Genomic DNA, 14,865 nt, shown 5'->3' with positions numbered 1-14,865 from the left:
ATTAAAGATCTTAATCCCGGCAGGATGTACCATCTTTTCTAATGATCGTGAAATATTATCTTTCGATCTAAGAGAAATATTAAGATCACAGATAACTTTTTAATAGTGGGAGATTAGCTATCACCGCGATGAAGTTGATGTACTATACCTGGTACAGGCCACTTTAACACAGGTCAAACCCAAACAAGATCGGAGTATTGATGTTGTACTGAAGTATTAGCCGCTATCGACCCTATATACAAGCCTCCTCACCTTACGGCACTTCAATTCATTTAACGATAACTTATGAAAAAGGAAAGCAAAACTGACCCTAAGTTCAGTTCTTATGCGGCTTCTGAACAAGACCCTGCATTATTGAAACTGTTCAAAGACTCCCTGATGGACATCTATTGGGCCGAGAATCATTTGACCAAGAAACTGCCGCTAATGGCAGAAGCGGCCACAGCCAAAAAGCTTAAACAAGCCATTGAGAACCATTTGGCAGAGACCGAAGGCCATGTAGCCCGCCTGCAACAGGTTTTTGAGCTGATGGGCGAACAGCCACTGGCCAAGAAGTGCGAGGCCATGGATGGCCTGACCATGGAAGGCCAGGAGATCATCGAGTCGACCGAGCCGGGATCCGCCAGCCGCGACGTGGGCATCATATTGGCCAGCCAAAAGGTAGAACACTACGAGATCGCCACTTACGGTGGGCTGCATCAATTGGCAGGTGTATTAGGCCTTACGGAGGTTGCCGATCAATTGGCCCTTACGCTTGAAGAAGAGAAAAAAGCCGACCAACTGCTCACCAAGATCGCCACCAGCGAGATCAATTACCAAGCTGCAGAGGAGGCATAATAATATGGCATCAAGCAAAAAGACAATTAAACCGACCGTTGAGCCTACTAACGATAAGCGCGTACAACTCGAATCGTTCACGGATGACGCGCAGGGTAAGCCCATGCGTACCAACACCGGCACACCTATCAATGATGATCAGAACACACTGAAAGCCGGAGAACGCGGCCCATCACTACTGGAAGATTTCATCTACCGGGAAAAGATGACGCACTTTGACCACGAGCGTATCCCTGAACGGGTAGTACACGCGCGCGGGTCTGGTGCTCACGGGGTGTTCAAGCTGTACAACTCCATGGAGCAGTACACCAAGGCCCAGTTCCTGAACGATACCGAGATCGAGACGCCCGTATTCGTGCGTTTCTCTACTGTGGCAGGATCCAAAGGCTCCACCGACCTTGCTCGTGACGTTCGGGGCTTTGCTGTAAGGTTCTATACTCAGCAAGGCAACTTTGACCTGGTAGGCAACAACATGCCGGTATTTTTTATCCAGGATGCGATCAAGTTCCCTGACCTGGTACACGCGGTAAAACCTGAGCCTGACAATGAGATACCTCAGGCCGCCTCCGCTCATGATACTTTTTGGGATTTTATCTCCCTCACGCCCGAATCGGCGCACATGATCATGTGGGTGATGAGCGACCGGGCCCTGCCCCGCTCCTACCGCATGATGGAAGGTTTTGGTGTACATACCTTCCGTTTGGTAAATGCCGAAGGTGTGGCCTGCTTTGTGAAGTTCCACTGGAAACCTTTGCTAGGCGTGCATTCGGTGGCCTGGGACGAAGCACAGAACATATCGGGTAAAGACCCTGACTTCCATCGCCGCGACCTTTGGGATGCGATCGATAGCGGCGCCTTCCCTGAGTGGGAACTGGGTGTGCAGATCATACCTGAAGAGGACGAGTTCAAATATGACTTTGACCTGCTCGACGCTACCAAGCTGGTACCAGAAGAGCTGGTGCCGGTGCAGCGCATCGGTAAGCTGACCCTGAACCGCAACCCTGACAACTTCTTTGCGGAGACCGAACAAGTGGCCTTCCACCTTGGTCACATCGTTCCGGGTATCGATTTCACTAACGACCCATTACTGCAAGGACGCTTGTTCTCATACACCGATACACAGTTGTTAAGGTTGGGTGGTCCTAATTTTCAACAATTGCCGATCAACAAGCCGGTTATCCCGGTATATAACAACCAGCGCGATGGTTTCTCACGGCAGAACATCGATAGCGGCAAGACCAGCTACAGCCCCAACACATTGGGCAACGACTCGCCGCACCAGGTAAAAGCTGCCGACGGTGGTTACGTGAGCTACACCGAGAAGGTGGAAGGCCGCAAGGTACGTGCCCGTAGCGAAAGTTTTAGAGACCATTTTAGCCAGGCCAGGTTGTTCTTCAACAGCCAGTCGGACCCTGAAAAGGAACACTTGGTACAAGCCTTATGCTTTGAGCTGGGTAAAGTAAAGACCATTGCCATACGTGAACGTATGCTGGGCATCCTATCGCTGATCGATAAAGGTTTGGCCGGACAGGTCGCTGTTAAGTTGGGACTTCATGTGCCGCAACCGCCCGAACAGCCGGTGAACCACATCTTTGGTGCAGATACCGACCCTGAGACCGTACAACCGGTACAGGTAGAAGGCAGCCTGAAGATATCGCCTGCCCTGAGCATAGTCAATACGGTAATGGATTCTATCCAAACGCGTAAGGTGGCCATACTGGCAGCCGATGGTGTGGACGAGGCATCGGTAAAAGCCGTGAAAGAGGCTGTTGAGGCTAACGGAGGGGTTACCGAGATCGTTTCAACGCGTTTAGGTTTCATCAGCTCACTCAATGGCGAGCAGATACAGGTAGACGATACCACGCTAACCACTGCATCGGTATTGTTCGATGCGGTTTACGTGCCGGGAGGTACCAACAGCGTGGCCGAGATCGAGGCCGATGCCAACTCCGTTCACTTTTTGAACGAGGCGTTCAAGCATTGTAAACCGATAGCGGCCGATGCTGTCGCCATGCAGGTGATCGAAGCTACTTACTTCAGCAAAAAAGCCGAGAATGATGAAGGCGTGATCATTGGAGACGATGCGAACGCCCTGGCCGATCAATTTGTAGCGGCCATCAAACTACATCGTTTTTGGGAACGTGAAAAAGCCAGGCTGATACCAGCCTGATCCAAATAAAGAGAGCCCTTTTACAGGGCTCTCTTTATTTATTGTAGCAAGGTCATTCCTTCGTGGTTACCCTGCTGCGCGGCTATATCATAAGCGGTATTGCCCCGCGTATCGGTCAGATCTTTATTGGCACCCGCCCCGATCAGCGACCGGATCATGTCATTACGCCCGAACATGGCCGCGAACATGAGCGCCGTGCCGCCATTACCGTGCGTTTGATCCAGGTTAGCCTTACGGCCGATCAGTAACTTCGCAAGATCATCATAACCTTTAAAGCATACGCCCATTAGCGCGGTATTGCCGCCCGCATCAAAACCGTTGATGTCGGCGCCGTTATCCAGCAACAGTTCGGCCGCCTCTTTTTGGTGGTTATAGCAGGCAATGATGAGCGGCGTATAGCCCTTATCGTCATGGCAATTCACGTTAGCGCCCTGCCTGATCAGTTCTTCGATCACAGGTAGTTCGCCCTTTCGGGAGGCATGTATCAGTATGCGGTCAAGTTCAGCTTGTTCCATATTTAAGTAGATGATATTCAACACAACGTATTAGAACGGGATAGGTTCACGCGGGCAGGCTTTATCATTTGACCACCGGCGACCGGCAAAAACTGACCAAGGTCATTTTTACAGATGATGAACATCATTCAGCAGGCCGCCTTACTACGATAATTTTGTGGTTCACAATGAGATGAATGATGAAAGTGATCGCCTACAACATAAGGGTATCTGAGAAAGAACACCTGGCCAAGGCCAACCAAAAAAAGCATGATATAACCCTGATATCCGACCCTTTGTCTATCGATACCATTGGGTATGCCGAAGGCAAGGACGCGGCGATCATAGATGCCAACGACGACCTTTCGGCTCCTATACTGGCGCTTTTAGCTCAAAAAGGAATAAGGTTCGTGACCACTCGATCGTCGGACACCGGCAACATCGATATCGCAGCGGCCCAGATGAATCATATCAAACTGGCCAACGTGGCCGGGCTTACCAACCTGCCCGACATTGCCCTGCAAACGATCACCAACCTTGACAACTGGCAGCATAAAAAATGCGTGGGCAATACTTGCGTATGTGCCCGTATGTGTCAACGGTCTTAATGGCTCCGCACATGATCTATCAAGCTATGGATGCGTATGAGCACCTGATCCACAAATATAACGTGGCCGCCCCGCGGTATACCAGCTATCCTACCGTTCCTTATTGGGATGCGGCCAACTTTGACCTCGACAAATGGAAGCGATCGGTCAAAATGAGCTTTGACGAGAGCAACGACCGTGATGGACTAAGCATCTACATCCATCTACCTTACTGCGAAAGCCTATGTACCTATTGTGGTTGCAATACCCGCATCACCCGCAACCACCAGGTGGAGTTGCCTTACATTGAGGCGGTGCTAAAGGAATGGCAACTATATCGATCGCTGTTCAACGCCAGGCCCGTTATCCGCGAGATCCATTTAGGCGGAGGAACACCTACGTTCTTTAGCGCGGCCAACCTGAGGCGGCTTATCGAACAGTTGCTGGAGGGCACGACCATCCACACTGATGCTGAATTTGGCTTTGAAGGACATCCGCTTAACACCACCGAAGAACATTTGCGTACACTGCACCAGCTTGGTTTCAGGCGGATCAGTTTGGGCGTGCAAGACCTTGACCCGGCCGTACAGCTGGCCATTAACCGCATCCAAACGTTTGAGCAGTTACAAAAGACCACCCTGCTGGCGCGGCTGATCGGTTACACATCGGTCAACTTCGACCTGATATACGGCTTGCCTATGCAAACGGTCCAAAGCGTGACCGACACGATCAGCAAGGTATCGCTACTGATGCCCGACCGTATCGCTTTTTACAGCTATGCGCATGTGCCCTGGATCAAGCCAGGTCAGCGCAGCTTTACCGAGAAGCACCTGCCCGACATGCTTACCAAACAGCGTTTACATGAGTTAGGGCGTAAAATGTTCGGCGCTTTGGGTTACAACGAGGTCGGTATGGACCACTTTGCCTTACCGGGCGATAGCCTGCTCCACTCACAGAAAAGCGGCAGCCTGCATCGGAACTTTATGGGCTATACTTGCAAGTACACGCAGCTGAGCGTCGGCCTGGGCGTTTCGGCAATTAGCGATACGTGGACCGCCTATGGGCAGAACGCTAAAACAGTAGAAGAATATCTGCAGCTGGTGAACAACGGCGATCTGCCGGTGGTGAAAGGGCACATCCTGACCAATGAGGACCTGACCATACGACGCCACATCCTCAACATTATGTGTAAGGGTGGCACGGCGATCAAGGATCAGGCCGACATGAACATCATGATCGGTGCTTTAGAACGCATGCAGCCGTTGATGCAGGATGGCTTACTAAAGCTCACACCCGACAGGCTCACCGTGACCCCATTAGGTAAAAGGTTCCTGCGCAACATTTGCATGGCCATTGATGCCTATGCCTGGGGCGAACGCCAAAGCACACCATTGTTCAGCATGGCCGGTTAAACACCCAAGCGCATTGATCAGTGATCAGCTCTTTTGACCGTTATCGCATATGTGCTGCTCTGGTTGGCTGTGAGGTGTATAATGTACGTACCGTTGACCACCTTTTTCATGGCGATGGGCTTACCGTTGCAGGTGGCTTTGTACTGATAGTGGTCGTTCAAGCATATCAGCATGGCAGCATAACGGGCGTAAGGGTCGCTAAATAATTTGAACTTGCCCTTAAAGGCATCCTTTTGATCACTGAATGTTTGCTCGGTGCACCATAAGTTAAAGCCATAGGTAACGTTGCCTGGGCTATAAAGCGCAGCGAACCAGTTTAACACAGGCGATGATAAGGCCCCGAACTGGTGCCAGCCGCCACCGGTACCCGTTGCAGCGTCAAAGTTCTCCCAGCAGTTGTATGTATCGTCGGTCTCCCGTTTCCAAACGTTCAGGGCGGTCTGCGCGATCTGTACCGCTTTTTCCGGTTGGTCAAGGTCGAACATGGTCTTCCAAAAGAACCATTGATGAGGCATCCATACCCTGCCGTTCCAGTAACCTAACGGGTTATAGTAAGGCGCGCTCTGGTCAATGGTAGTGATGCCGTTATCGGTCCACAGCTCTTTTTTATTGAACAGATGCCCCATGATCTTTTGCTGTTGCTCGGGCGTACACATACCGGCGATCAACGGCGAACAGCCATCCAGCCCCATGTTAAAGTTAGCACCAGTAGAGTGTTTGAGTATGTGTTCAGCATTCCCTTCCGCATCATGCTGCACGTAACCATAGTAGCCCGAAGCCTCATCCCAGGCATATCGTTGCAAGGCATTGCTGTAGGTAGCAATATCAGCATCGTACTGCTTTATATCAGTCTCCAGCCCCAGTTGCCAGGCGGCCGAACGGAGCATCTTGGCAAAGCGGATCTGGTGGGCGGTATTAACGGCAGGTGCCATTACGGGCTCCAGTTTTTGCTGATGGGTATATACCTGCGGACTATAGTCATCCCAGCCGCCCGAGTTATAAAAGATGTCCCATGTTTGGATCAGGCCTGATCGCAGCCTGCGGGTAGGTGAACTTTCGGCACCATTCAAATAGCCATAATAACGCTTGAGGCGCGGATAAAAGTAGCGCAGATACTCGACATTCTGCGTTCGGGCCCACAACTCATTGAACAGGTAAGCTTGCGTGGGTAAGGGCGTACCATGCTCTAAAAAGGCCGATTGCTCCGACTCACTCATGGTGTAAGCGTTCAAACTTTCGAGCGCCCGGCCAAGGTTCAGTTCAGTTTGTCCAAGACCGATGAAACCCGAATCCCACGTGTAGAAAGAACTCCAGCGTTTGCCCGGAGTGGTGTGTTTAAAGTAGCCGTTGCCTGCAAAAACGGGATAGTTAAGGTTAGTAAGCGTAGTAGCAGCCATTAGTTGCTGGCTGAACTCAAAAGACTTACCCGCATTGTTCACCTGACCCATCGTAGCCTTTGTACGTGCCTGGCCAGCAATGATCGGGGCCTTGGCCCATTGCCCATTAAATTGGCGAAGCTTTGCCGAAACCTCTGCCTCTGTTTTGCCGCTCACCACAAAGGCATAGCGCGAGGTACGTTGCCCAGGCCTGACCACGATCGGTGCCGAGAACACATTCTCGAACCAGCCTTTATCGTTCCCTATGATATGGCCGCTATTCAGCCGTGCCCCACCCGACCGTACCAGATTATCAAATTTGCTAAGTGCCTCGTCAGGGTCGCTGTCCCGGATCACGCGCCGGTCGGCCGTGCGGTCATCCCAAATAAGGCCATAGTATTCCTGCACGTCGTCATACTTAATTATAGCAGCATTGGGCAGGCCCGAGGCTAATTGCTGCGGCTTGATCTTGAGGTCCTCGTTATCGAACCTCAATATACTTAGTTCCTTGTTATCCAGCAACGCAAAGCCATCAATGATCACGGTCGGATCGCCAATGGTCCTCAAGGTCAGTTCGACCGACTTTGCAGCATCATCTAAATCGATGGTCACGGTCGTGTATTCCTTATTACCTTTAAGGCTCAATACCCTTGAGGTCCCGCCTTTGACCATGTACTGGAGCCTTGCGTCGCGGCCACCGTCGGTACGATAGCGGATCAGCAATACGGCGTTACGGAGGTCGCGGTCATTATTGAACCGATAGTTCAATGTTTGCCCCGCATGCTTGCTGGTCGCGATGGCGGTATGGCTCACGGCGCGGTCGTCTGTGATCTGGCCGCGTAACTGTCCGTTGTATAATAAGTTATAATTGAATGATCTTACTGAGTCGGTAAGGCTTTGATAGGTAGCGGCCGGTATCCACTCAGCCTGATTCGGCAGCACGGCTTTGGTTCGCCTGGTGTAAGGATACATGAGCGAACTGAATAGATTAAGTGCCAGGCTACGGTTGTTGTGAGTGTTGTTCACAAATTCGGCCCGGATCAAACGGCTTTGCTCATCCACCTTGCTGAACGATACATCGCAGTACACCCGGTCCTTCCATTCCAATTCATACCGGTAGGAAAAGTAAGACAGCTCAGGAGTTGCCTGCCAGGGGTGGTAACCCGACTCACGCTGGGTGTTGCCCAACTTTACGCCATTGCGCAGGTAGAACGAGGGCTGCACCACCACATCGAAACGCAGACCATCATTTTGTGCAGGAACATGCGATATGCCATTGAACCGATCAGAGTAAGGCCCCCAGGCAGGAAGTGCCATATCATGCGTATCATGCAGGGATTTGGTAAAACCTTTGTCCCAAGCCTTGTATATCGCCGGCGAAGGCTGGCCATAGCCCAACATTATAGCTCCTGATAGGGCAAGCAATAAGCAGTATCTCCTCATACGATCGGTTCTACACAAATATGGATCATTGCGCGGACATAGATCAGGTGAGGGCCATGATAACAAATATGTTACGGGCAAAAAAAAGCGCCTATACCTCATTCGGGCATAAGCGCTAATGTTATACGAGATGGCCGCTCTACTCCACAGGAGCCACCAGCTTGCTATGCTTTCGGCCATAAACAAAATAGATCACCAGGCCTAATCCTAACCAAATGATCAGCCTTAACCACGTATCGCCCGGCAGGAACGTCATCATGGCCAGGCAGGTGAGTATGCCCAATATAGGTACCACGGGCACCCACGGCGTTTTGAACGGGCGGGACACATCGGGTTGACGCTTACGCAGGATCAGCACCCCTGCACATACCATCACAAAGGCCAGCAAAGTGCCGATGCTGGTCATCTCGCCCACTACTCTGATAGGCACAAAAGCCGCAAAAAGGGTTATGAACACGCATAGAACGATATTGGACTTCCACGGTGTGCGGAAGCGTTGATGAACATCAGAGAACACTTTAGGCAACAAACCATCTTTGGACATGGAGAAGAACACACGCGACTGACCCAGCAGATCCACCAGGATCACGGAGGTATAACCGATCAAAATGGCCAGCACCACGGCCTTGCTGAGCCATGGGTAGTGGGTACGTTCGATAGCGATGGCCACGGGAGCGCCTGAGCCGATAAAGTCCTTATAGTTGGCCAATCCGGTCATCACGTGCGCAAAGATCACGAACAATATGGTACACACCACCAGCGACCCGATGATACCGATCGGCATGTTCCGCTGCGGGTTCTTGGCCTCCTGGGCGGCGGTCGACACGGCATCGAACCCAATGAACACAAAGAACACCAGTCCTGCGCCACGCAATACGCCCGACCAGCCATATTCGCCCCAAACTCCGGTATTTTGCGGGATGTAGGGATGGTAGTTCTGCGGATCGATGTGCGACCAACCCACGGCAATGAACACCAGCACCACGCCCACTTTAAGCGTAACGATCAGCGCGTTCACCAATGCCGATCCTTTGGTGCCCCTGATGATGATCCCCGTGACCAGCACCACGATCAGTGCCGCTGGCAGGTTTATGAAACCATGAAGTAGTTGCCCATTAGCGCCCTTGAACGTCTCAAAAGGTGATAGCGTTAGTTGCGGAGGCAAATAAAGATCGAACCACGAAAGGAACTTGGTCAGGTACTGCGACCAGCTGATGGCCACCGTGGCCGCGCCGACAGAATATTCGAGCACGAGGTCCCACCCGATGATCCAGGCAAATAACTCACCCATGGTAGCATAGGAGTAAGTGTAGGCACTACCCGCCACGGGGATCATGGCCGAGAACTCGGCATAACACAAGGCCGCAAAGGTACAGCCCAGCGCCGCGATCACAAATGATATGGTAACGGCCGGCCCTGAGTGCTGCCCCGCCGCGATACCTGTAAGCGAGAATAGCCCGGCACCAATGATGATGCCTATCCCGATCAAGATCAGGTTGACCGGACCAAGCGATCGTTTTAGGCTATGCTCACTCTCATCAGCCGATTCTTTCAGTAATAGTTCTATCGGTTTTATCCTCATGGCGCAAAGATCACAAAAAGCAAGGAATGCCCACAATTAACCGTAATTTACGACAAAAGGCATACAAATAGCGATCAGTTTCTTCTTTATTTGATCACTTTGGCTGTACAATTGTTAGTTCGATAACAGAAGTAAATTTCAGATAGATCAATATCACATGGTAAAAGACATCTTCGCTCAACTGATCAAGGAAACGGTAAAACCGCTGCTAACTTCAAATGGCTATACCAAAAAGGGTCTGGATCTTTATAAAAAAAATGGAGCCATCATTTATCTCTTCAACGTTCAGAAAAGCCATGGCAACTCCGTGGATCAGCTTAAATTCTATATCAATTGCGGCATCCATTCTACCGAGATCGACAGCACAATCGGGACGCAGGAACTATTGTTTCCTAAAGAGCATGAATGTCATTTCAGGAACAGGATCTCATCGCTAACGGGTTCTGAGAAAGATGGTTATCATCTTACAAAAGACACCGATCTGGATGTCATGAAAGAAAATTTGACCAACGATATCGAACAAGCTCTTTCAATGTTCCAAGACATATCATCGACCGATGATCTTACCGATCTGATGATCCGCGAAAATGGGCTCAATAACTATGAAGAGTTGTTCGAATATTTATTATTGACCAATGATCAGGTCAGGCTTAAGCGCTTTGTAAAACAACTCCATGATCAATTTGGCACTGAAAAAAGGTGGCATATCTTCGAGAATGCCATGAGCGATATACTGGAAAAACATCGAAGCGAGATCACCATGAATGATCTACTGGCACAAGCTTGAACGACTTATTGGACCATTAGTCCAATAAGTGTATTGATCAAACTCTACTTTTGACATGCCAATTAAGTGTGAAACAAAAAACCGCTCCCATTCAACTGGAAGCGGTTTTTTGTTCGATGATTGTTCGGTTTGTGACCCCGCTGAGGCTCGAACTCAGGACCCACAGATTAAGAGTCTGTTGCTCTACCAACTGAGCTACGGAGTCGGGTTATTTAGTTGTGACGCCCAACAAGTTTGTCGGGGTCGCAAATAAACGAAATATTTGGGCTATTTCATAGCCTGATGTTTCAACTTTTATCAGGCGTACATTTCTTCGCGCTGTTTCTCTACCACGTCGCTGTTGATGTAATCATCGTAGCTCATCATTTTATCGATCACACCGTTAGGGGTCAATTCAATGATGCGGGTAGCAACGGTTTGGGTCAACTCATGATCTCGAGAGGTGAACAGGATGGTCCCTTTAAAATCTTTCATGCCGTTGTTCAAGGCAGTGATCGATTCCAGATCCAGGTGGTTGGTCGGCTCATCGAACATGAGCAGGTTCGGCTGCTGCAGCATCATCCGGCTGAACATGCAACGCATCTTCTCACCACCTGATAGTACTGACGCCTTCTTCATCACTTCCTCTCCCGAGAACAGCATACGACCTAAAAAGCTTCGGATGAACTGCTCGTCCTTATCACCAGGCGCATATTGGCGCAGCCAATCTACCAGGTTAAGGTCTGAGTCAGAACCTTTGAAGTATTCGGCATTATCGTTCGGGATATCAGCAGGGTTAATGGTAACCCCCCATTTGAAGGTACCGGTAAAATCAGTGTCGCGACCAGCAAGTATGTCGTAAAAAGCCGAAGTAGCCAAACTGTTCTGCGACAGGATCGCCACCTTATCACCTTTGTTCACCATCAGGTTGATACCCTTGAACATCACCTCTCCACTTGGAAGCGTTTTGCCCAGGTTCTCAACTTGCAAGATCTGGTCGCCGGCCTCCCTGCTTTGCTGGTTGAACATGATGGCAGGGTATTTACGGTTAGATGGTTGTATCTCGGTAAGGTCGATCTTATCCAACGCTTTTTTACGGCTGGTGGCTTGTTTCGATTTAGATGCGTTAGCGCTGAAACGGCTGATGAAATCCTGTAACTCTTTAACCTTCTCTTCCAGTTTCTTGTTCTGGTCGGCCCTTTGTTTCAAAGCTAACTGGCTTGACTGATACCAGAAGCTGTAGTTACCGGTATAAATGGTCATCTTACCGAAGTCGATATCTACCACGTGGGTACAAACGGTATCTAAAAAGTGCCTGTCGTGCGATACCACCAGTACGATGGCCTCGTAGCCGGCCAAAAAGTCTTCCAACCATGATATGGTATGGATGTCCAGGTCGTTGGTAGGCTCATCCAGCAGCAGGATATCAGGCTTGCCGAATAAGGCCTGCGCTAATAAAACACGTACCTTTTGAGTACCATCAAGCTCTTTTACCAGTTTATAGTGCGTATCTTCTTTGATACCCAGGTTGCTTAATAAAGTAGCCGCATTACTTTCGGCGTTCCAGCCATCCATCTCCGCAAAAATATTCTCCAGTTCGCCGGCACGTTCGCCATCGGCATCGGTGAAATCCTCTTTCAGGTAAATGGCATCCTTTTCTTTCATGGTGCTGTATAGCTCCTTGTGGCCCATCAACACCGTCTCGATCACCGGGAACTCATCAAATTCGTAGTGGTTCTGTTTCAATACGGCCATACGCTCGCCCGGAGTAAAACTTACCGAGCCCGATGTGGGATCGATATCGCCAGAAAGGATCTTTAAAAAGGTAGATTTACCGGCACCATTAGCGCCAATGATACCATAGCAGTTACCTTGTGTGAATTTGAGATTTACATCTTCGAACAAGGTGCGCTTACCATAGCGCAAAGAAAGATTAGAAACGGTTATCATGCCTTTTTAAAATTTATGCAAAAATAAGCTAAAAATGCCAAACCTGCGCGTTTTGGGCATTCAATTCAACATTAAGGGAAAATTAAGTCACGCCAGATCGCGGGAACGCGATCCTTAACGGTCGCATTTTATTAACGTTACCTTAAATTCATTATGACTTCATTAAACGAATAGGAGCATTCAATATCAACCTCTTAAAAAGCACCGTGTGATAACACATTGTATAACTGTTGGTGCCTTATTTGCGTTAAAAGAAGTATAGATAGATGTTATTATGCTTATAGTTATAGTAGGATTGGTTGTGGTAAATGCAATAGTTGCATACAACAACTCACAGGCCCAAAAGGTCTATTAAGAACAACAGATCGAGATAGTGGATATGAGAAGAAACCCGTTCTGCAAGGAACTTTCAACGGGTAGGCTTAACCAAAGCCACCCGTTTTTTTATTGCCTTTAAATCAAACTATCGGCCCCATTCAGATGGGTTAGCACGCCATTGTTGCAAAAGCTCTATGCTTGATGGGTTAATGTATTGCTTCTCTTCGGCAAATTTCAATAACGCGGTGTAATTAGACAGGGTAACGTAACGGCATTTGGCTTTTTTAAAGTTATCATCAGCCACATCAAAACCATAGCTAAATATAGCGGCTAAGCCAGCTACTTCATGGCCGGCGTTACGCAACGCCTCCACAGCCTGCAAGCTGCTTTTACCGGTCGATATCAGATCTTCTATCACCACCACGCGGGCGCCAGGCATTACCTCTCCCTCGATCATGCTTCCGGTACCATGTTCTTTAGGTTTTGAACGTACGTAAACGAAGGGCAAGCCCAGCTCTTGCGCCACCAATACACCTTGAGGTATACCAGCGGTGGCTACACCAGCTATACAGCCTACTGAGCCAAATTCTTCCTGGATAATTAAGCTCAATTGCTGACGGATGTAGGTGCGGATAGATGGGTAAGATAAGGTTACCCGGTTATCGCAGTAGATCGGCGAGCGCCAGCCCGAAGCCCATGTAAAAGGATCATCGGGTTTTAATTTAATTGCTTTAATTTGCAAAAGAAATTCAGCTACTTGCTGCTCGATCTCAGTTTTATTGAACATGGCCCAAAAATACAGAATTTATATCAACCAGAAGGTTATTTTGATCACGCAGACCACGCCGGCCAACGCCGACAAATACGAACAGCTTGATCAGCAATCATTTGACCTGAAAACTTTATACAATAAGGTGATCGGCAACAACCCGAGGTTGTATTACTATGTTCTGTGTGATGATGCTAAGGCTTTTTTGAAGAAGATGATGAAGAGCGTGACCGTGATCAAAGCCGCCGGCGGGCTGGTCAAGAACGACCGTGGCAACTTCCTGTTCATTTTCCGTAACGGCAAGTGGGACCTGCCTAAAGGTAAGCTGGAAAAGGGCGAGAAAAGCGAGGAAGGCGCTGTGCGTGAGGTGGAAGAAGAATGCGGCATCAGCATTGGCAAATGCGGCAAAAAGATCGTGAAAACCTATCACGTATATACTATCAAGGGCGAAGTGGTACTGAAAAAGACCTACTGGTACAAAATGAAGTATAAAGGTAATGCCCGTTTGAAACCGCAGATCGAGGAAGGCATAACCGATGTACGCTGGATGGACCGCAGCGATATCAATACCGTTGCCGGTAATACCTTCCCGTCTATTAAGGACGTGTTGTTGCGACGCGATCTGCTTGCAAATATTCCAACGCCTCTTTTGGAATGAATTGGCTTACATCGCCATTGTGCTTTAACACCTCGCGCACGATGGTGGAGCTGATGGACGAATAGCCCGGCTTACTTACAATGAAGATACTCTCGATATCGGGTGCCAGTGCATGGTTCATTTGGGCAATGGCTTTCTCGTACTCAAAGTCAGATACTGTACGTATGCCCCTGATCATGTAATTGGCATCAATGCTCTTACAAAAATCGACCGTCAATCCTTCGTAGGCAATGATGTGGATCTTAGGTTCGGTCTCAAATACCGCCCTAAGCATTTGCTGGCGCTGCTCGATCGTTAAAAAGCTTTGCTTAGAACTGTTGACACCGATGCCGATATACAACTTATCGAACAATCCTACCGATCGTTTAACGATATCTACGTGAGCTTTGGTGATGGGATCGAACGAGCCAGGGAAAAGAGCGATCTTCATAGCATAGAATTGATACTCGAACAAAGTTAGTTCTTTGGTTTTGCTTTTCTTTGTAATGCGATCACAATTATTG

General features: G+C 49.2%; 12 protein-coding genes and 1 tRNA gene. 6 read left to right on the top strand and 7 right to left on the bottom strand.

All coding sequences use genetic code 11. The annotated features are described in order from the left end of the window. Positions 1-285 precede the first annotated feature (285 nt). Together LLH06_RS04085 and LLH06_RS04080 are read left to right on the top strand one after the other, a co-directional pair. The gene (locus LLH06_RS04085; protein WP_228171991.1) at positions 286-837 is read left to right on the top strand and encodes a YciE/YciF ferroxidase family protein; all 552 of its coding nucleotides are present in this window, start codon (positions 286-288) and stop codon (positions 835-837) included. 4 nt (positions 838-841) lie between these two features. Continuing rightward, positions 842-3,007: a catalase gene (locus LLH06_RS04080; protein ID WP_228171990.1), complete on the top strand. Its 2,166-nt coding sequence runs from the start codon at positions 842-844 to the stop codon at positions 3,005-3,007. 38 nt (positions 3,008-3,045) lie between these two features. On the opposite strand, the gene LLH06_RS04075 is transcribed toward LLH06_RS04080, so the two are convergent. Continuing rightward, complete coding sequence (locus tag LLH06_RS04075; RefSeq protein ID WP_228171989.1) at positions 3,046-3,522, bottom strand: ankyrin repeat domain-containing protein; 477 nt, start codon at positions 3,520-3,522, stop codon at positions 3,046-3,048. Between the two features lie 176 nt (positions 3,523-3,698). Here LLH06_RS04075 and LLH06_RS04070 point away from each other — a divergent pair, with 176 nt between their 5' ends. Then, the gene (locus tag LLH06_RS04070; protein ID WP_228171988.1) at positions 3,699-4,109 is read left to right on the top strand and encodes a Rossmann-fold NAD(P)-binding domain-containing protein; all 411 of its coding nucleotides are present in this window, start codon (positions 3,699-3,701) and stop codon (positions 4,107-4,109) included. A gap of 11 nt (positions 4,110-4,120) precedes the next feature. Continuing rightward, positions 4,121-5,500, top strand: a complete 1,380-nt coding sequence (gene hemN / locus LLH06_RS04065; protein ID WP_228171987.1) for an oxygen-independent coproporphyrinogen III oxidase — start codon at positions 4,121-4,123, stop codon at positions 5,498-5,500. Positions 5,501-5,517: 17 nt separating this feature from the next. On the opposite strand, the gene LLH06_RS04060 is transcribed toward hemN, so the two are convergent. Both LLH06_RS04060 and LLH06_RS04055 read right to left on the bottom strand, forming a co-directional pair. Next, complete coding sequence (locus LLH06_RS04060) at positions 5,518-8,319, bottom strand: MGH1-like glycoside hydrolase domain-containing protein (protein ID WP_228171986.1); 2,802 nt, start codon at positions 8,317-8,319, stop codon at positions 5,518-5,520. Between the two features lie 139 nt (positions 8,320-8,458). Beyond that, positions 8,459-9,901: an amino acid permease gene (locus LLH06_RS04055; protein ID WP_228171985.1), complete on the bottom strand. Its 1,443-nt coding sequence runs from the start codon at positions 9,899-9,901 to the stop codon at positions 8,459-8,461. 157 nt (positions 9,902-10,058) lie between these two features. Here LLH06_RS04055 and LLH06_RS04050 point away from each other — a divergent pair, with 157 nt between their 5' ends. Beyond that, the gene (locus LLH06_RS04050) at positions 10,059-10,688 is read left to right on the top strand and encodes a DUF4304 domain-containing protein (protein ID WP_228171984.1); all 630 of its coding nucleotides are present in this window, start codon (positions 10,059-10,061) and stop codon (positions 10,686-10,688) included. 132 nt (positions 10,689-10,820) lie between these two features. Here LLH06_RS04050 and LLH06_RS04045 read toward each other — a convergent pair. The 3 genes from LLH06_RS04045 to pyrE form a co-directional block, all read right to left on the bottom strand. After that, a tRNA-Lys gene (locus LLH06_RS04045) sits at positions 10,821-10,893 on the bottom strand. Positions 10,894-10,985: 92 nt separating this feature from the next. Further along, positions 10,986-12,617, bottom strand: coding sequence for an ABC-F family ATP-binding cassette domain-containing protein (locus tag LLH06_RS04040; protein WP_228171983.1), 1,632 nt, complete (start codon positions 12,615-12,617; stop codon positions 10,986-10,988). Between the two features lie 463 nt (positions 12,618-13,080). After that, positions 13,081-13,722 (bottom strand): orotate phosphoribosyltransferase, encoded by a 642-nt coding sequence (gene pyrE / locus LLH06_RS04035; RefSeq protein WP_228171982.1) that lies wholly within the window; start codon positions 13,720-13,722, stop codon positions 13,081-13,083. A 40-nt stretch (positions 13,723-13,762) separates the two neighbouring features. Between pyrE and LLH06_RS04030 the strand changes: the two genes are divergently transcribed. Further along, complete coding sequence (locus tag LLH06_RS04030; protein ID WP_228171981.1) at positions 13,763-14,362, top strand: NUDIX hydrolase; 600 nt, start codon at positions 13,763-13,765, stop codon at positions 14,360-14,362. Here LLH06_RS04030 and coaD read toward each other — a convergent pair. Then, on the bottom strand, positions 14,301-14,792 hold the full coding sequence (coaD, locus tag LLH06_RS04025; RefSeq protein WP_228171980.1) for a pantetheine-phosphate adenylyltransferase: 492 nt from the start codon (positions 14,790-14,792) through the stop codon (positions 14,301-14,303). The genes LLH06_RS04030 and coaD overlap by 62 nt on opposite strands. Between the last annotated feature and the right edge of the window lie 73 nt (positions 14,793-14,865).

Source organism: Mucilaginibacter daejeonensis, from assembly GCF_020783335.1.
Lineage (GTDB): Bacteria > Bacteroidota > Bacteroidia > Sphingobacteriales > Sphingobacteriaceae > Mucilaginibacter > Mucilaginibacter daejeonensis.
This window is presented reverse-complemented; position numbering and strand designations above follow the sequence as displayed.